A 17,000-nucleotide genomic window follows, 5' to 3' on the forward strand; every position below is an offset into this window, starting at 1 on the left:
TTTTCTTCCTTTTCTTTTTTTTATTTTCTACCCCCCCCCTATCACCCCCCGTGTTTCGGGGGCCCGGCGTGCTGTTCGGCGGGCGCGGGGGCCCCCGACGCTGTGACGATCACCAGGTCGGTCGAGCTCGACTCCGGAGTTGACCTCGCCGCCCTTGGACGCGTCGGCCTCCGCCGTCCGGTCCACCTGGATCCGACCCTGCGGTGCCTTCCCCGACGCCCCGCTGTTGGCGCGGCCACAGCCGCCTGCGGCGCGGCGTACAGTGGCCAGCCGCCGACCCAGCCCAGCGGCCAGCCTGCACGTGCAGATACTTTACGTAGTCACATATTAACGTTCTGTGGATTATGTGCTTCTATGAGACCTAAACGCATCGGTAATTTCTCCCGAGAAGCCGCGCCGGTGGAGGATTGTTATCCCGCAGGGGAAAATCCATACATGCACATGCATCTGCACCTGCGCGGCTGCTCGCGAACCGCCATAATCTAGGGCGGCGATGGACGAGCACCGCCGAAACGGCGATCCGTCCTGACGCCAGCCTGAGCCTGCCACTAGATCAACAGACGAAAGGGACAGTTCCCGGCTTACCTGTCCGGACATTGACGCCGCCGAGGTCGACCGAGCGCCGCACGCTTTCTCCGATCTCGATCCATCGGACCGAAATGAGAAAGAAGTGAGCATCACCCTGCGCATCGCGCTCTGCTTAACCATCGACATGCTTCTCTCGCTGGTGATCGCGCTCATCGCCTTCATCGTGGCGAGAGAGAATGGGGTGCCGATGGTAGGAGCCCTTGGATGGAGCGGGGGTACGTTCATCGCGACAGCCACCCTCGTCACCACGATCATGAACCACACAGGGGCATTCGACCGAGGGCAGAAGAGCCCCTAGCGGGCGATCGATTCGCCCAGCCGTCTCGATCCAGCCGCTTCACGGCTCAGGCAGGGAGACCCGGCTCCGCACGCGGGGTGGGCCACCGGCGTCCGATGGCCCACCGCGTCGAGTTGGCGCTGATGAAGTCGGCGTGCGCCGGTGTGGCGGTCACCAGGCTGGTCACGACCAGCACGCCGGTCAGCAGCGGTCCCCGAAGCCACGTCATTCTGGGCACTGAGCACCCTCTTTCCGGAGCGTCCCCGTGCGCCCCCTGGCTCCCGGTACCGCCCCCTATTCCCTCGCAGAAAGTTACGGAGGAGCGCACAGGAAGTTACGGAGGCGCGCGCAGAACGTCGGACGACCTGACGGCTTCGCCGTTCGCGTGGGCGTTCCCGCCCTCGTGATCAAGGTTGGGAAACGCCCACGTTCACGGCTCCTATTGCGCCGGCGTGCCGTACACGCTGACCTCGGTGAGGTGGAAGGACAGGTTGGCGGTGTTGTGGGTGCCGATCACCCGGACGTACCGGGCCTTCGCCTCGGTGGTCATCGTGTCTCCGGCGTCGGTCGCGGCCTTGGGGCCACGACGGCCGCCGAGGGTGTACCAGGTGACGCCGTCGAGGCTGCCCTCCAGCCGGTACTCGTAGTAGCGCCCGCCTCCGACATAGTTGCGTACGTTGACGCGTGAGATGTCGTTGACCGTCCCCAGGTCGACCTTCCACCAGGTGGTGTCCCAGGTCATCTGGCTGGCGAAGTACGGCGAGTTGGCCCGGTTGCCGTCGTTCACGTACTCGGGGCCTCGGTTCGACTCCCAGCTCAGCGCCGTGACCGGCTTGCGGAGGCTCTGCAGCGTGTCCCCCGCGCCGTCGCGGGCGGTCGACGGGGTCGACGCGGGATCGGTCAGCACGGCGGTCGCCTGCTGGCCGGTGTCTCGGTTGGCCGCGCTGACGAACAGGCCGGCGTCGAGCGTGGCGCCGGTGCCCGGGACGCGGGCCGACCCGATCACCGACCAGTTCTTGCCGTCGCTGCTGCACGAGCCGGTGAGCTGGTCGCCGGACTTTCCGACGCGCACGCGTACGGGCGGGGTGAATCCACCCACTTCGGTGTACGAGTCGAGCTGCCCGTTGCCGTCGGAATCCCAGCTGAACACGCAGCCGTGACCGGGGGTGACGGCGATGTTCGCGTAGCCGGTGGACCCGGAGGTGGCCAGATCGTCGCTCACCACCAGCCCGGACCGGGTCCACTCCGACGCGCCGTCCTGTCGCAGCACCGTGCTGGTGAGCTGCTGCCCGTCGGCCAGTGCGTCCGCGCGGTAGGCGGTGGCCAGCTCGTTGGTCTCCTTCCAAAGGTCCGCACCGCTCGCCGCGATCGCGATCCCGTCGCTGGTGGGAGCGAACTCGGCCGGCGTGTTGCTCATCGTCTTGTACGACGCGGGCGCGGCTCCGGCGATCAGCAGGCGGGTCGAGGCCCCGTCCTGCTGGGCGAGCTCGTCAGATCGCCAGGAGGCGGTGACGTCCAGCGCCGGGGTTCCACCCGGGGCCGCGTCGGCGGGAACGGTCACCATCCACGTCACGGTGAGCTTGTCGCGCGGGGCGACGTGGTCGGCGCGGGTCGGGGAGGTCGCCCGCACCTGGTATCCGTCCGGGGCAGCGAGCTGGAGCGTCGCCCTGCCGGTGGGCCGCAGCGTGTTGTCGTTGGTGAACGCGGCGGTCACCTGTACGGTCCCACCCGGCTTGACGCCCTTGCGATCGACCCCGACGGTCACCGCGCCGTCCGGCTGTGCGGCCACCTTGCTCGCTTCGGCGTAGGCGTGGCCACGCGGCTCGGAGATGAGCTTGGTGCCGGCCTTGGCCCAGTCCTGGGCGACGGCCATCCAGTCGATCGGCTCGGGGTAATCCTTGCCCGAGCGCAGCGCGGCCTTCAGACTGTCGAAGAACATCTGCCAGCGCTTCGCGTAGTACTGCCCGACGAGGCCGTTCATCTCCCTGCGGGCGTAGTCCTGCAGACGGGCGTCGGCGGCCCAGATCGTGACCAGCGACTTGAGGTTGTAGTCGAGCGTCGCCGCCTCGGCCGGTGTGGCGGCCTGCCGGCGGGCTTCCTTCTGCCACACCCCGAGCAGGAAGTTCTCGTCGGTGCCGAGCAGCCGGTCCATCTGCCGCATCTGGTCCATCCACTGGCCGGTGAGGCGCTCGAAGCGTTCGAGATCCTTGGCCCGGTAGGCGGCGCGGATCTTGGGGAGCTGCAGCCGGCTGTGGTTGGCCAGCACCTGCCGCGCGACGTCGACGAGGTCGTAGCGGTAGGCGCCGGAACCGCGCAGGCGCCCGTCGATCTGGAGGAGCTCGTCGAGCGCCTTGTCGAAGGTGGCGACGTCGTACTGGAGCGGGTAGCCGGTGTTCGCCAGGCCGGGCTCGTCGTCGTACAGGCCGGTGACGTGCCGGGAGTCGGCGCCGGCGGGCCAGCTGTAGACGGTGTCGAGGAGGATCTGCCAGGCCGCCTTGGCGTGCGGATCCTCGCCGCCGTACCGCGCGGTGGCGTAGTCGGCGAACCACTGCCGCATGTCGACCGGGCTGTCCTGCCATGGCATGTCGGCGAAGAACGCAACCGCGGCCGGGTTGTTGTCGATGGCCTCCGGCATCAGCGCGATGCCGTTCATCGCCGTTCCGGGCTTGTCACGCCAGGCGTGGAACTTCTCGTTCCACAGCGTCAGCCGGGCGCCGAGGTTGAAGTGACCGCCGAAGTTCCAGATGGTGCCGAACGCGTACCCGGTGCCGAAGAAGTCCTTGTCCCGGTCGGTGATGCCGGGTTCCTCGCTGATGCCGTCGACGATGAACATCTTGCTCCGGTCGATGGCCTGGAGTGTCGCCGGCAGCGGGTTGCTCTGCCATCCCAGGATCGTCCACAGCGCATCGGGATGGGCGGTGTTCAACGCCCGCTGTACGGCTTGTGACGCCTGTGCGACGTTGACCGTTCCGGCCCTGCCGCCCTCATGCAGCAGGTCCATCTTGTACATGGTGCTGGCACCGAACAGTTCGGTCTGCACCTGGTAGAACGTAGCCGCGACACGCGCGAAGACCGCATTGGTGGGGTCGAGCCAGTGTGGGCGTTCGAGCTGGTTCCAGGTGCCCTGCGGGACCGTGTTGGCCTCCGGATTGCGGGCCTTGAAGTCGGTCGGCACCGTACCGAAATAGCCGGGCAGCACCGGGACCATGCCCAGCGAGCGCAGGCGGTCGGCCATCTTGCGGCCGAGTTGGACCCGTTGGTCGATGAGTTGCTGGGAGATCGGGCTGTCGGTGCAGCACATGTTCTGCAGCAGCCACCAGGATTGGTGGCCCGGCTGCGGGATCCACTGGCGCGTCTGCTCGTCGGAGTAGCCGAACCGCATGAGAGTCCGCTGGTAGACCGCCTCCTGGCCCTCGTAGACGAGCACCTCGTTGATGCCGTGCAGCGCGAGGACATCGATCCGCCGCTGCCACTCCGGCCAGCTCAGATACGCCCCCGCATACCCCTGGTTGGTGTCGTTGAGGGCGAAGCGATGATCCACCGAGGAGTCTCTGGCGATGGGCGCCGCGGGCAACGGAAGACGCTCGGGCAGGTCGACCTGGGAGCCGTTGATCGCGATGTCGGCGTGCGCCACCTGGCGCAGGTAGTAGCCGAAGCCGGTCAGCTGAACCGCGGGCGTCGTGCCGGCCACGACGAGGCGGCCGTTGGCACCGTAGACCTGGAACCGGTCTCGGCCCGTGCCCTTGGCGATGGTGAGCAGAGTGACCTGCTTGGCGCGCGATGTCCCGACCAACCGCTCCAGCGCCTGCGCGGCTGGGCTGTCGACCCGGGCAGGCGTGTCGGCCGCCGCCTCGGGTGGGGAGACGAACGGCGCGGTGAACATCGTGAGCAGGACGGCGGCGAGTGCCGTCAGGTGCGTTCGCCATCGGCGCGGTAAGGGGCTGTGGGGTTCGCCGGAACGGGTCATCGGGCGGCCACCTCCGAGGGGGGCGACTAAGGGGCCTACTATAGAAAGAGTTATGTAAAGACTTTTCGTAACGTCTTTGCGATATATACTCAGCCGCAGGCGACCAGAGGTCAAGATCTCACGACGGATATTCACGAACCGGACAGCAAGGGGCGCGGATGACGGAGGAGCGGCCGGCGGGCACACCCGTGCTGCGGAGGATGAACCGGGCCGCGGTGCTCGACGCGGTCCGACGGCGCGCACCCGAGCCCGTACGGCTGGCCGAACTCAGTCGGCTGACCGAGCTCACCCGCCCGACGGTCGCCCAGGCCGTGGAGGATCTGCTGGCCGCCGGCTGGCTACGGCAGCACGCACCACGGCCGGCCACGGTGGGCAGACCGGCGACGCGGTTCTCCCTGAACGGCCGGGCGGCACCCGTGCTCGGCCTGGACGTCGGCCCGCACACCGTGACGGCGGGGATCGCCGACCTGGCCGGTGAGCGCCTCGCGGTGATTCGCCGGACGGTCGGCCGGCGCAGCGCTCGGCACCTGCTCGAGGCGGTCGACGAGGCGACGGATGAAGCGCTGGCGACGGCCGGCCTGGCCGCCGAGCAGATCACGGCGGTCAGCGCGGCCACCCCGGGCATCGTCGAGGAGACCACCGGCCGGGTGCTGTTCGTCCCGAGTGTGCCGGGCTGGTCGGAGATCGACCTCGCCGGCCGCCTGCGGGCTCGTTTCAGGTGCGCGGTCACGGTGGAGAACGACGCGAACCTGGCCGCGCTGGCGGCGGCCCACCAGCGCACCGGCGCGGGCACCCTGCTCGCGGTTCAGTGGGGCGAGCGGCTCGGGGCCGGTGTCGTCATCGACGGACGGCTGCATCGGGGCGCGGGCCAGGCCGGTGAAATCGGTTTCATTCGTCCTGCAGATATCCTTCCCGACTCGGACCTTCCCGACGCGGCTGGGGACGGTCGTGGGCCGTTGGAGCGCGCGATCGGCGCCGAGGCGATCGTCAATCTCGCCCGCCGCCGCGCCGCCGAGCATCCGGAGTCCGGGATCGCCCGTGCGACGGACGCGGCCGCCGTCTTCGCGGCCGCCGCCGGGGGCGACCCTATCGCCGCCGAGGTCGTCGACCGGGTCGCCGCCGTCTTCGCCGAGGCGATCGCGCCCGTGGTCCTCGTACTGTCCCCGCATGTGATCGTGATCGGTGGTGGCATCGCCCGAGCCGGCGCGGTCCTGCTGGACGCGATCGCCCGGCACCTCGAAGACCTGACCCTCACCCCGCCCAGCGTGGAACTGTCGGAGCTGGCCGAGGGCACTGTGCTCACTGGCGCGATCCAGATGGCCCTGGACGAGGTGTGGCGTAACACCCTGACCGTCTGCTGACCGAGGGTCTTCTGTGGCGACGCCGACGAGGACGTTGACGACCGAGGCGCGCCCCCCGCCGACGTTCACCGCGGTCACGAAGCGCCAGGTGCCATCGGCCACCGGGTTACCACCGCTCACCGCATGAACCGCCGACACCCCGGTCAAGAGGGCGGCCAGGCCGGCCGCCAGCACATCAAGAACCGTCGCATGACAGCCGGAACCTGCCGAAGCTCACGCTCTGCGTGGGTAACCCGTCGTAGCCGAAGTCCCCGCTGCTGGAGCCGCCCTCGCCGGTGGCCGTGATCTCCATCTTGAGCACGGTGAGGTCGCGGTTGGTCAAGCGCTTTGACGTCCACCTTGAACGCGTTGGAGCCGTACAAGCCGACCCGCCCTTCCCGTACGAGGCTCCCGGCAGGAGTCGCGTTCGCCGATGGCGAGCCGGCCGCATCGCGGCCGCGAGCAGGAGGGCCGTCGTACGGAGGCGCACATCAATATGAATCTCCGCGAGGCGTTCAAGATCGGTCAGATGTAGGGATTAGACGCAGAGCCTCGCGTTCTCGTTCGCCTCATTGTCGGGGTTTCAGCCGACATACGGGTTGTCCCCGCGGTCACTGTCATTCGAAGAACTTAAGGCTGTACCCGATGTCAGTGTTGGGGCCGGGCACGTTCGCCCGCCGGTAGGTGGTCTTGCTCCACCAGACGGCCGTGCCGGTGTACCAGTACCGGTTGGACCACTCGTACGGCGTGCCCTTGGCGACAGCGTGGTATATGGTCGGGAACCGGTTGCCGGACGGCGGGCTGGTGGCGATGTCGCCGCGCTCCAGCACGAATGTGTGGTGACCCGGGCCGTCCACGTGCAGCGTCGGGGTCCAGCCGTCCATCATGTACGCCGCGTACGAGCCGAACAGGCAACCGTTGCTCTTGTACCAGTCCCACACGTTCGTCGGGTCACCGCCGGAGCGCAGCCGCAGATCGGCGAGGCAGTACTTGCTGCTCCAACTGCCGTTCGCGGAGTACACGATGTGCAACTGCCCATTCGGGTCGAGGATCGGCTCGGGAGCCTCGTTGATGAACGGGTTGCCGACGACCCGCTCCCACGGTTCGCGCGGCTGGGAGATGATGTAACGGCCGCCGGTGGCCGTGGTCGGGCCGCTCATCCGGGCGATGTAGAGGTTCTGCTCGACGTTGGTGTCGCCCGCCCAGCCGGACCACACGAACCAGCGCTGACCGTTGAAGGTGAACGGCGCGCCGTCGATGGCCCACTTGTCGCCGGGCAGGGCGACCTTCGTCGCGGCGGAATAGCCGGAGTCGGCGGTGGCGGAGCTGATGTGGTACATCCGGTGGGCGGCGCTGCGGCCCGCCGAGAAGTAGATGTGGTACTGGCCGTCGTGGTGCACGATCTCGGGCGCCCACACCTCACCGAGGTTGCCGGTGTCCTTCCACACCTGGCGCGGGGGCGCGGCGGCGATGCCCTCGAGAGTGGTCGCCGTCCGTACGGCGACGCCGCCGTTCACCGACTTGGCCGCGACGTAGAGGCCGCCGACCCGGATGACACTGGGGTCGGCACCACCCAGGGTGGTGCGGCCGAGGGCTACGGGCTTCTTGGCGGGCTCGGCGGCCGGTGCGGCGTTGGCGGGAGAGGCGGCGGTGCCGCCGACGGCGGTCAGGGCGAGGGCGAGGACCACCGGTCGGAGAGCATGTCTTCTCATGAGGCTCCTTCTACCCGCGGGCCGCCCGCAGGTAATCTTTAAACAAAGTTTACTAATAGATTCGGAGCTCATTCAAGATCCCGCCCCGCCGAACGCGAGACCGCGCCGCGGTGGCCACTCCGGCTTTGTCAGCCTGGAGAACTACCGGGATGCGACCCTGGTCGCAGGGAAAGATCGTCACGAGTGCTGACGAGAGACGGCCGCCGACGCCACCAGGATGGAGATCGTTTCCACGACCTCCATCCAAAGGAAGGCCAATGAATGGTAAGCGCATGACGGTCGCCGTGCTCGTCGCCGCGGGCCTGCTGTCGCTCGCATGCTGCTGGCCGCCGTTGACGCGCTCAACCGCTATTTCTGCGGCGAGCCGTACGAACTGCCGGGTGCGCCGAGTACGGCCCCTCCGGATCAGCGAGCCAGCAATGCGTCGATCTCGCCCAGCTGAGCCGGGGTCAGCGGGCCACGCTCGAGGGCCGCCGCGTTCTCCTCTGCCTGAGCGATCGACTTGAACCCCGGAATGGGGATCATCTGGTCGCTCCGTGCGAGTATCCAGGCCAGGGCGCCCTGGGCGAGAGTGCGGCCGGCGCTGGTGAGGATCTCCCGGATGGCGGAGAGCCGGTCGAGGGAGTCCTGGTCGGGACGTCCGTCGCGGAAATAGCTCACCCAAGAGTGCCCGCTGGCGCGTACGTCATCGGCGGGCAGCCGCGACTCGGCGGTGAACTTGCCGGTCAGCAGACCCATCGCCAGTGGCGAACGAGCCAGGCCGGCCAGGCCGCTCTCCTCGCAGACCTCGATCATTCCGGGTGCGTCGCTGAGGACGTTCATGGCGAACTGCACCGCCGCCGTCCCACGCCGACCGGCCAGTCGACGGGCCCGCTCCTGATCGTCGGTGCTCCACCCGTAGCTGCGGATCATGCCCTTGTCGACCAGGCTCTCCAGCTCGGCGAAGACGTCCTCGGCGGCAGCGGCGTCGAGGTCTCCCACATGCATCTGGTAGAGGTCGATGTAGTCAGTGCCCAGACGGGCCAGGGACGCCTCGCATGCGCGCTGGACGTACGCGGCGGAGGTGTCGGTGCCGGTGATCTCCTTCCGCACCTCGTCGTAGGTGTAGCCGAACTTCGTGGCGATGACGACGGCGTCGCGCCGATTCCGTAGGGCGCGGCCGAGAACCCGCTCGCTGCGGCCGGTGCCATAGACGTCGGCGGTGTCGAAGAAGGTGACACCCAGGTCGACGGCGCGGTTGATCGCGCGAGCGGATTCGTCATCGTCCACCTCCCCCCAGCCGTCCTGCATGCCGCGGAGCAGGAACGGCCCGCCGATCGCCCAGCAACCCAGCCCGATCGCGCTGACCTCCAGCCCCGTCTGCCCGAGCTTCCTGGTCAAGATGGACATCTCACCGCTCCTCAATGAATCTTCATGCGGTTCGTCCGCCTGCGCACTGTAGGCCCGCACTTGGTACCGTCTGAAGAGCCATTTCTTCGTCAACCGGCAAGTCCATTTCTGGCCGATCATGCCCAAGCAATCCCCCTCCCTCGCCGCGGCCGGCATCACGCTCGCCCCCGCTCCGGGTATCGCGCTCTCGCGCCACCTCTATGAGCGGATCCGCGACGCCATCCTGTCCGGCCAGCTCAGGCCAGGGCTCAGGCTGCCGTCCTCGCGTACGCTCGCGGCGGAGCTGGGTGTGTCGCGCACCACCACGGTCACCGCGTACGAGCGGCTGCGTGACGAGGGCTACCTGGACGGGCGGGTCGGCGCGGGCACCACTGTGGCACTCCTGCGGATACCCCATCCTGCGGCGGCTCCCGTCCACGAACCCCCGAACGTACGGCAGCCGCCGCGTTTGTCGGCCCAAGGCGCCGCCCTGGCCGGCGTGCGGTGGCGGATGAGGCACACCATGGATGGCCCCGGCTCGGGCCCGCCGGCGTTCCCGGTCGGCCGACCGGCGATCGACGCGTTCCCCGCCGAGCTATGGGGCAAGGTGGTGGCACGACGAGCCCGCCGGTCGGCCGGTTCCCTCCTGCGTTACCAGCATCCCGCCGGCTACCAGCCGTTGCGCGAGGCCATCGCCGCGTATGTCGGCATGGCCCGGGCGGTGCGCTGCACCCCGGAACAGGTGCTGGTTGTGGGCGGCGCACAGGCCGGTCTCAGCCTGGCCGCCCGGCTTCTCCTCGACCCGGGTGACGACGCGTGGATGGAGGACCCGGGCTACTACGGTGCTCGCGGAGCGATCATCGCCGCGGGAGCCACCCCGGTCCCGGTCCCCGTCGGCGCCGACGGCCTGGACATCGACGCCGGGAACGCCCGGGCTCCCCACGCCCGCATCGCCTATGTGACCCCTTCGCACCAGTTCCCGCTGGGCGTCACCATGAGCCTGCACCGCCGCCTTGCGCTGCTGGACTGGGCCCGCACCGCCGGCAGTTATGTCCTGGAGGACGACTACGACAGCGAGTACCGCTACATCGGAGATCCACTTCCCTCACTCCAGGGCCTGGACGGTGCCGGACGAGTGGTGTACGTCGGCAGCTTCAGCAAGGTGCTGTTCCCCGCGCTGCGCATCGGATACCTGATCGTGCCCGACGAACTGGTGGACGCCTTCACGGCCGGGCAACGTTTCGCGGCCGCGCACGTCCCCGCGCTGGAGCAGGCCGCCCTCACCGACTTCATCGCCGACGGGCACTTCGCCCGGCATGTCCGGCGGATGCGTGCCCTGTACGCGGAACGCGGGGCGGCCCTCGTCCGGGCGGCGCGTCAAGAGCTCGACGGCGTCCTGTCGGTGACGCCCGCCGATGCGGGCCTGCACGTCGTTGGCTGGCTGCCCGAAGACATCGATGACAGAGAGGCAGCCTTCCGGGCCGCGGCGTATGGCGTGGACGTGCAGCCCTTGTCCGCGCACGCCCAGGAACCGGCCAGACGCCCCGGGCTGCTCCTCGGCCACGCGGCGACGCCTGAGCCCCACGTCGTCACCGCAATCCACCGCCTCGCGGCATCCCTGACCGCATCCGCACAGAGCGCCCGCGGTCGGCGGGCCGGGCGGGGCGCGGATGGCGACCCCCAGTCGTCGTATTGGACGATGGCGCCGGTCACGCGGTCACGAAGGTCATCACACTTCGAGCGGGAAGCGTGACGGTGAAAGAACCGTTCGACACGCCGGTCGTGCCCTGGGGTGCGACGTTCCTGCTCGCGTCGGTCAGCCAGGACGAGACCCTGGACGCGGTGCCGTTCGCCAGGGTGAACTGCTGGCTCACCGCAGAGGTCCCCTTGTTGATGGCGACGACCACCGTGGAGTCACCGCCCCGGTACGCCGAGACGTATACGTTCGACGCCGGATTCGCCGTCGCCCCGATCCGCACATATCCGGGGCGGACGAACCTGGCGAAATGCGCCATGTTAGCCCCGCGCTTGCTGATCTGGCCGTCCTCCCGCATGGGGCCGTAGCTGCGCCGGATGTACCACCAGATGTACGCCTGGAACTCGGCGTCCACCATGGCGCGGTGGATGTGCTCCCCCACGTCGAGCGCCTGGGGCCAGAGGTCCCGGCGGTGACTACGGTCTCCTGCCCTACCGGCCGGGTCTGCTGACACTGCAGCGCTAATGGCGTGACACGGGTCCGGCTCGGATGTTCCTGACTTTCGCCGCAAAGGCGTGCCCCATCGGGTGAGCGCTATCACGGCACGCGATCAGCTCCGGGTGGAACCGGCGTGGCGGGCTCGGGCAAGGCCGAGCCCGCCCGGGTCATGCGGAAATGCCGGCGCTCGCACAGTGACGGAGCGCGGGTCGGGCAACGCCTGGTCATCCAGGGTCGCCGAGGCCTCCGGCGAAGGCGGCACGGGAGAGACGACTCTGAAGGGCACGGAAGCCTTGATCTTGCGAGACGCGGCAAGCCGCCTGTCGGCCCTCCGTAGCTAGACTGCCGCCATGACCACGGAGTCGTCTCCCCTCACCATCGCCCAGCTCGCCGAGCTGGCCGGAGTTTCCACCGCGACGGTCTCCAAGGTAGTGAACGGCCGATCCGCGGTGTCCTCTGAAACCCGCGCCGCCGTGGAAAAGCTCATCCGCCAGTACGGCTACCGGCGGCAGCGCCGCCGATCCACCTCGATGGCCCTGGTGGAGCTGGTCTTCCACGCGTTGGAGGGCGACTATCCCGTCGAGATCACCAACGGCGTGGCGGAGGTGGCTCGTGAGCATGAGCTCATGGTGGGAATATCGGACCTCCGCCGCGACCACACCGCTGGAGACGCCTGGGTGGAGGGTGTGCTGCGACGCCGTCCGAGCGGAGTGATCGCCGTGTTCTCCGGTCTGACGGAAGCCCAGCACGAACAGCTCACCCGCCGCGAGATCCCGCTGGTCCTGCTGGATCCGGCCGACGCACCCGGCAAGAACATCCCGTCGATCGGTGCGGGCAACTGGAACGGCGGCCTTTCGGCCACCCGCCATCTCTTGGAGCTCGGGCATCGCCGCATCGCCATCATCACCGGGCCGGACTCCGCCCTGTCCAGCCGGGCCCGTCTCGACGGCTACCGCACCGCCCTGGACATGGCCGGCGTGCCCGTTGACCAGCGGTTGGTCGCCCGTGGGGACTTTTTCATCGAGGGCGGTCTGGCAGCAGCGCAACATCTGTTGCGCCTGCCCGACCGGCCGACCGCGATCTTCGCCACGAACGACGGTCAGGCCATCGGCGTCTACCATGCGGCTCATCAGCTCGGCCTGCGCATTCCGGACGATCTCAGCGTGATCGGCTTCGACGACATGCCTTCGGTACGGTGGGCCATCCCGCCGCTGACCACCATCCGCCAGCCCCTCAGACAGATGGCCTCCGCGGCCACCTCGATGGTGCTGAAGCTCGCCCATGGCGAGCCGCTGTCACACAGCCGCATCGAACTCGCCACTGAACTCGTCGTCCGCGGCAGCACCGGCCCTCCCGCACGCCTGAGCTGAAGCCTGGCCTCCAGGACAGCGGGGCGGCCGCCTGCTCACAGGTGAGCCTCAGGCCGGCGACGGGCCGCTGCTCTCCCGCGCGATCAGTTCCGGCTCGTTCCAGGTCGGAAGGGACAGAGCGGTCTCCGGCTGCAGCCTGCGCAGCAGCAGACCGAAACACGCGCGGCCGAGACCCTCGAAGTCGAGCCGTACGGTGGTGAGCGAGGGGTGGAGGTAGGCCGACGCCGGGGTGTCGTCGAAGCCGACCACGCTGAGGTCGCCGGGGATATCCCGTCCGGCCTCGCGCGCGGCCCGCATGACGCCCAGGGCAAGGTCGTCGTTGCCGCACAGGATGGCGGTCACCGAGTGGTCCGCCAGCAGGGAGCGCCCCGCGAGGTATCCGGAGCGGGGAGTCCAGCCGGCCTGCAGGGACTCGGGCAGGGGCCGTCCGGTCGCCCGCAGCGCGTCCTGCCAGCCACGGGTCCGCTGCTACCGGTGAAACGTCCTCGGTAGAAGGGCATCTGCGTGTAGCTCCGGGAACGCACAGAACACCCTGAACAATTGCCCTCGCCGTCCAAACCGCTGGAGCCGCCGCAAGAGAGCGGGCCGGCTCCAGGGTTCGGACGTCACATGGCGTTCAGACGCGGGTCCACTTCTGGTTGTTCTGGCCGTTGCACGCCCAGATCTGCACCTGCGCGCCGTTCGTCGGCGAGGCTCCGTTGAGGCACCGGTTCGACCCCAGACCCCGCAGCGCGCTCGTGCTGCCCGGGGGCGAGCCGTCGCCCTGCCCGACGCCCCTGCCGTTGAGGGTGAACGAGTCCATGTCGAACGAGTTCGCGGACGGCGCCTTGAACACGACGTAGACATTGCGGGTGCCACCGGGATCGGTGATCTGCACCGCGGGCAGGGACACGTAGGTGTTCCATCCCCCGGTCGCCGGCACGGGGCTGGAGGCGATGAGAGCCCCGGTCGGCGAGTCGGCGTGCAGTTCGATGGACGCCCCGGTGTTGGACGGCGCCGAGACGCGGAAGGACACCGTGTCGATCCCGGACAAGTTGATCGGGCTGAAGGAAGTCCAGTCGTTGTTGGAGATGTCGCCGATGCGCCTGCCGCCTTCGGCTCCGGGCTCGTCGACGATCCGGATTCCGGACGAGCCGGTGAAGTGCTCGGCCTGCTTGTGCTTGGGCTGCAGGGTGATGCCGGCGCTGCCCTTCAGACCGCCCTTGTCGGTGTAGTCGGCGGACAGGACGTAGTAGACGTTGGCGGCCTCGTCATGGCCGGACGCGGTGGTCGTGACCGTCCCGGAGCAACCGGTGTACTGGCCGGTGTCGTGGGCGTGCTGGTCATGGCCGAGCGCCGTGATCACGTTGACCTTGGTGCAGTCGACGGCGCCGTCCTCGGGGTCGGTGACGTTCACCGTGTAGGTCACCTTGTCGCCGAAGTCGATGAACCCGCCGTCGGGCGGAGCCGAGAAGACGACCTTGGGACGGCTGTTGCCGACGACGACGGGCAACGTGACGCTGCCCGTCTTCCCGCCGGAGTCCCGTACGGTCAGCTTGACCGTGTAGGTCCCGTTGGCGCTGTAGGTGTGGGACGGGTTGGCGCTGGTGGAGGTCCCGCCGTCGCCGAAGTCCCACGCGTAGGTGATCGCGTCGCCGTCGGGGTCGGATGAGCCGGCCGAGGAGAACGCCACCGTTAGCGGCGCCGCGCCCGAGTCGGGGTTGGCGCTCGCCTTGGCCAGGGGCACGCGGTTTCCGGCAACGTAGTCGACCCGGTAGACGCTGTCATCGGTGTTCGTGTGGCCGAATCCGTTGCCCCAGTCGGCCATGTACAGGGCGCCGTCCGGACCGAACTTCATGTCGATCGGCGCATGCGGGGCGAGCTGTGCCACAAAGGGGTTGATCTTCAGGAGGTTGCCCGAGGAGTCCAGCCGGAACTCCTTGACGACGTTGCGGCTCCATTCATAGAGGAACGGCGTGCCGTCGAAATACTCGGGGAACTTGCGGTCAGAGCCACTGGCCGGGTCGTAGCGGTAGAAGGGGCCGCCCATCGGGGCGGCACCGCCGCAGCAGTCGATCTCGGGAAACTCGGCCGAGGCATGGTAGTCGTACCACACCGTCGCGGGCTTGGCCGCGGGCAAATTGGTCACGCCGGTGTTGTTGGGCGAGTCGTTGACCGGTGCCGAGCAGTTGAACTTCGCGCCCGAGGTGTTGGTGGCGAAGTTGTAGTCGTTGAACGGGATGTTGTTGCCGACGCAGTATGGCCAGCCGTAGAAGCCCGGCTGCTTGATCAGGTTCCACTCGACGGTGCCCTCGGGACCGCGACTGGGATTCGCGGCGCCGGCGTCGGGGCCGTAGTCACCCAGCGAGATCCAGCCCGTCACCTTGTCGACCGAGAAGCGGAACGGGTTGCGGAAGCCCATCGCGTAGATCTCCGGCCGCGTCTTGGCGGTGCCGGACGTGAACAGGTTGCCGGACGGAATCGTGTAGGTGCCGTCGGGCTCGGGGTGGATGCGCAGGATCTTGCCGCGCAGGTCGTTGGTGTTGGCCGCGGACCGCTGGGCGTCGTAATGCTCCCGGCCCGGCCGCTCGTCGATCGGGGCGTAGCCGCTGGACCCGTTGGGATTGGTGTCGTCACCCGGGCCGATGTACAGGTTCCCGCCCGGCCCGAACGCGAGGTAGCCGCCGGTGTGGCCGGGCTCGTCGACGTTGCGGTACGCCGGCACCTCGATGATCTTACCAACAAGGACATCGAAATCTTGGCGCTGCGCCACCAACTCGTCGTCCTGCAACGTCAGATTGACAAACCCCGCCTCACCCGATCCGACCGGGCGTTCCTCGCCGCTCTGCTCCACCAACTCCTCCGGCTCAGGCTGCGACAGCTCCACCTGATCGTCTCCCCCGACACCGCCCTAGGCTGGCACCGCGACCTACTACGCCGCCACCACGCCAAGGCATCCCGCCCGAAACGGCCTGGCCAGCCGCCCACCCGCCGCCGCATCCAAACCCTCGTCCTGGGCCTGGCCCGGGAGAACCCGGCTACCGACGCATCCATGGCGAGCTGGCCATGTTGGCAATCAAGGTCGCCCCCTCCACGTTATGGGAGACCCTCCACCGCAATGGGATCGAGCCCGCACCTCAGCGCGACCGCCAAACCTGGAGCACCTTCCTGCGCAGCCAAGCGCAGGCCATTCTCGCTGCTGACTTCTTCGAGACCCAGACCCTGACCGGCGTGCGGCTGTACGTCTTCGCCGTCATCGAGCACGCCACCCGCCGCGTCCGCGTCCTCGGCGCCACCGCCCACCCCACCGCAGCCTGGACCACCCAACTCGCGAGGAACCTCGTCATGGACCTCCGCGACGCCGGCGCCACGACGAAGTACCTGGTCCGGGACCGCGACAGCAGGTACGCGGCCGCATTCGACGCGGTCTTCGAAGACGAAGGCATCGCCATCGTCAAGCCCGGCATCCGAGTACCGCGCATAAACGCAATCATGGAACGCTGGGTGCGCTCGTGTAGAGCCGAGTTCCTCGACCGCGCCTTGATCGTGAACCTGACCCACCTGAGGCACGCGCTCCGCGAGTACGAATCCTTCTACAACTAACACCGGCCCCACCGGACTCTCCGCGCCGCGACTCCCCTGCGCCCGCTCCCCCAACCGATCATCGCACCGGAACAGCTGAACGGCCTCGACGTCCGCCGGCGCGATCGACTCGGCGGCATCCTCCACGAGCACCAAAGCGCCGCCTGAGCTGCACAGATGAGGCTTTCGGCACGTACAGGGTCAGTTCACCGTGAACGCGCCGGTGGCCCCGCCTCGGGTTCTCCGCGGCCATGCGCAAGGTGAGGTCTTGACCGCGGCTGCGCTGGGTGGCCGTCCGGGACGGCGACGATTGCTGTGGTCCCACTTACTCGCCACGAGACTGCGGTGCCAGGCCAGCAGGGTGGCCGAGGTTATCAAGAAGATCTCCGCCCAGCGATGGCGAGGGATCAGACGCACAAGCGCCGCCAACCACAGACGGTCGGCCCCTTCGTAGTGCACCCGCGGGATCTGCCGGCGTAGGACCGCGTTCTGATGGCACAGGACCGCGTTCTGATGACGCAGGACCAGCAGTTCCGCCTCCTTGGAAACACTCCTGCGGACCAGCAGCGCGGGCAAAGACAGCAGACGACGGGTGACGGCGTACACCGTAGACAAGATCGCGC

Annotated in this window: 13 protein-coding genes and 1 pseudogene; 5 read left to right on the top strand and 9 right to left on the bottom strand. The window is 68.5% G+C overall.

Going from position 1 to position 17,000, the window contains the following annotated elements:
• The first annotated feature begins 670 nt into the window (after positions 1-670).
• On the top strand, positions 671-886 hold the full coding sequence (locus AB0L53_RS24220; RefSeq protein WP_225301007.1) for a hypothetical protein: 216 nt from the start codon (positions 671-673) through the stop codon (positions 884-886).
• Between the two features lie 46 nt (positions 887-932).
• On the opposite strand, the gene AB0L53_RS24225 is transcribed toward AB0L53_RS24220, so the two are convergent.
• Both AB0L53_RS24225 and AB0L53_RS24230 read right to left on the bottom strand, forming a co-directional pair.
• Positions 933-1,094 (bottom strand): hypothetical protein, encoded by a 162-nt coding sequence (locus AB0L53_RS24225; protein WP_363997768.1) that lies wholly within the window; start codon positions 1,092-1,094, stop codon positions 933-935.
• 210 nt (positions 1,095-1,304) lie between these two features.
• Entirely contained in the window at positions 1,305-4,832 is a 3,528-nt protein-coding gene (locus tag AB0L53_RS24230) for an alpha-N-acetylglucosaminidase TIM-barrel domain-containing protein (RefSeq protein WP_363997771.1), read from the bottom strand.
• Positions 4,833-4,990: 158 nt separating this feature from the next.
• Here AB0L53_RS24230 and AB0L53_RS24235 point away from each other — a divergent pair, with 158 nt between their 5' ends.
• Positions 4,991-6,193, top strand: coding sequence for an ROK family transcriptional regulator (locus AB0L53_RS24235; RefSeq protein ID WP_363997774.1), 1,203 nt, complete (start codon positions 4,991-4,993; stop codon positions 6,191-6,193).
• 175 nt (positions 6,194-6,368) lie between these two features.
• Here the strand turns inward: AB0L53_RS24235 and AB0L53_RS24240 are convergent, their stop codons facing one another.
• The 3 genes from AB0L53_RS24240 to AB0L53_RS24250 all read right to left on the bottom strand — a co-directional run bounded on the left by AB0L53_RS24240 (position 6,369) and on the right by AB0L53_RS24250 (position 9,273).
• Positions 6,369-6,515 carry a hypothetical protein gene (locus tag AB0L53_RS24240; protein ID WP_363997777.1) on the bottom strand — a complete coding sequence of 49 codons (147 nt, stop codon included), beginning with the start codon at positions 6,513-6,515 and terminating at the stop codon, positions 6,369-6,371.
• A 274-nt stretch (positions 6,516-6,789) separates the two neighbouring features.
• Entirely contained in the window at positions 6,790-7,884 is a 1,095-nt protein-coding gene (locus AB0L53_RS24245) for a glycoside hydrolase family 43 protein (protein WP_363997780.1), read from the bottom strand.
• Between the two features lie 405 nt (positions 7,885-8,289).
• A complete protein-coding gene (locus AB0L53_RS24250; RefSeq protein WP_363997783.1) occupies positions 8,290-9,273 on the bottom strand; it encodes an aldo/keto reductase in 984 nt (327 codons plus the stop codon).
• A 118-nt stretch (positions 9,274-9,391) separates the two neighbouring features.
• On the opposite strand from AB0L53_RS24250, the gene AB0L53_RS24255 reads away from it, so the two are divergent.
• Complete coding sequence (locus AB0L53_RS24255; protein WP_363997786.1) at positions 9,392-11,005, top strand: PLP-dependent aminotransferase family protein; 1,614 nt, start codon at positions 9,392-9,394, stop codon at positions 11,003-11,005.
• Here the strand turns inward: AB0L53_RS24255 and AB0L53_RS24260 are convergent.
• The gene (locus AB0L53_RS24260; RefSeq protein WP_363997789.1) at positions 10,962-11,390 is read right to left on the bottom strand and encodes a glycoside hydrolase family 30 beta sandwich domain-containing protein; all 429 of its coding nucleotides are present in this window, start codon (positions 11,388-11,390) and stop codon (positions 10,962-10,964) included. The two genes, AB0L53_RS24255 and AB0L53_RS24260, sit on opposite strands and share 44 nt — an antisense overlap.
• A gap of 406 nt (positions 11,391-11,796) precedes the next feature.
• Between AB0L53_RS24260 and AB0L53_RS24265 the strand changes: the two genes are divergently transcribed.
• Positions 11,797-12,816, top strand: a complete 1,020-nt coding sequence (locus AB0L53_RS24265) for a LacI family DNA-binding transcriptional regulator (RefSeq protein ID WP_363997792.1) — start codon at positions 11,797-11,799, stop codon at positions 12,814-12,816.
• Between the two features lie 48 nt (positions 12,817-12,864).
• Here AB0L53_RS24265 and AB0L53_RS24270 read toward each other — a convergent pair.
• Positions 12,865-13,272, bottom strand: a pseudogene (locus AB0L53_RS24270) (substrate-binding domain-containing protein); the annotation flags it as partial.
• A 160-nt stretch (positions 13,273-13,432) separates the two neighbouring features.
• A complete protein-coding gene (locus tag AB0L53_RS24275; protein WP_363997795.1) occupies positions 13,433-15,682 on the bottom strand; it encodes a carbohydrate-binding protein in 2,250 nt (749 codons plus the stop codon).
• Between the two features lie 179 nt (positions 15,683-15,861).
• On the opposite strand from AB0L53_RS24275, the gene AB0L53_RS24280 reads away from it, so the two are divergent.
• Positions 15,862-16,398, top strand: coding sequence for a hypothetical protein (locus tag AB0L53_RS24280; RefSeq protein WP_363997798.1), 537 nt, complete (start codon positions 15,862-15,864; stop codon positions 16,396-16,398).
• 180 nt (positions 16,399-16,578) lie between these two features.
• Here the strand turns inward: AB0L53_RS24280 and AB0L53_RS24285 are convergent, their stop codons facing one another.
• Positions 16,579-16,983 carry a hypothetical protein gene (locus tag AB0L53_RS24285; protein WP_363997801.1) on the bottom strand — a complete coding sequence of 135 codons (405 nt, stop codon included), beginning with the start codon at positions 16,981-16,983 and terminating at the stop codon, positions 16,579-16,581.
• Positions 16,984-17,000: the final 17 nt, after the last annotated feature.

The sequence above is a fragment of the Nonomuraea sp. NPDC052129 genome, from assembly GCF_040680095.1.
Lineage (GTDB): Bacteria > Actinomycetota > Actinomycetes > Streptosporangiales > Streptosporangiaceae > Nonomuraea.

Bases quoted from the DNA above. Each gene is read 5' to 3' on its own strand.
- AB0L53_RS24280 (WP_363997798.1), top strand. From the start codon at position 15,862: ATGTTGGCAATCAAGGTCGCCCCCTCCACGTTATGGGAGACCCTCCAC.
- AB0L53_RS24230 (WP_363997771.1), bottom strand. From the start codon at position 4,832: ATGACCCGTTCCGGCGAACCCCACAGCCCCTTACCGCGCCGATGGCGA.
- AB0L53_RS24235 (WP_363997774.1), top strand. From the start codon at position 4,991: ATGACGGAGGAGCGGCCGGCGGGCACACCCGTGCTGCGGAGGATGAAC.
- AB0L53_RS24255 (WP_363997786.1), top strand. From the start codon at position 9,392: ATGCCCAAGCAATCCCCCTCCCTCGCCGCGGCCGGCATCACGCTCGCC.
- AB0L53_RS24245 (WP_363997780.1), bottom strand. From the start codon at position 7,884: ATGAGAAGACATGCTCTCCGACCGGTGGTCCTCGCCCTCGCCCTGACC.
- AB0L53_RS24225 (WP_363997768.1), bottom strand. From the start codon at position 1,094: ATGACGTGGCTTCGGGGACCGCTGCTGACCGGCGTGCTGGTCGTGACC.
- AB0L53_RS24265 (WP_363997792.1), top strand. From the start codon at position 11,797: ATGACCACGGAGTCGTCTCCCCTCACCATCGCCCAGCTCGCCGAGCTG.
- AB0L53_RS24250 (WP_363997783.1), bottom strand. From the start codon at position 9,273: ATGTCCATCTTGACCAGGAAGCTCGGGCAGACGGGGCTGGAGGTCAGC.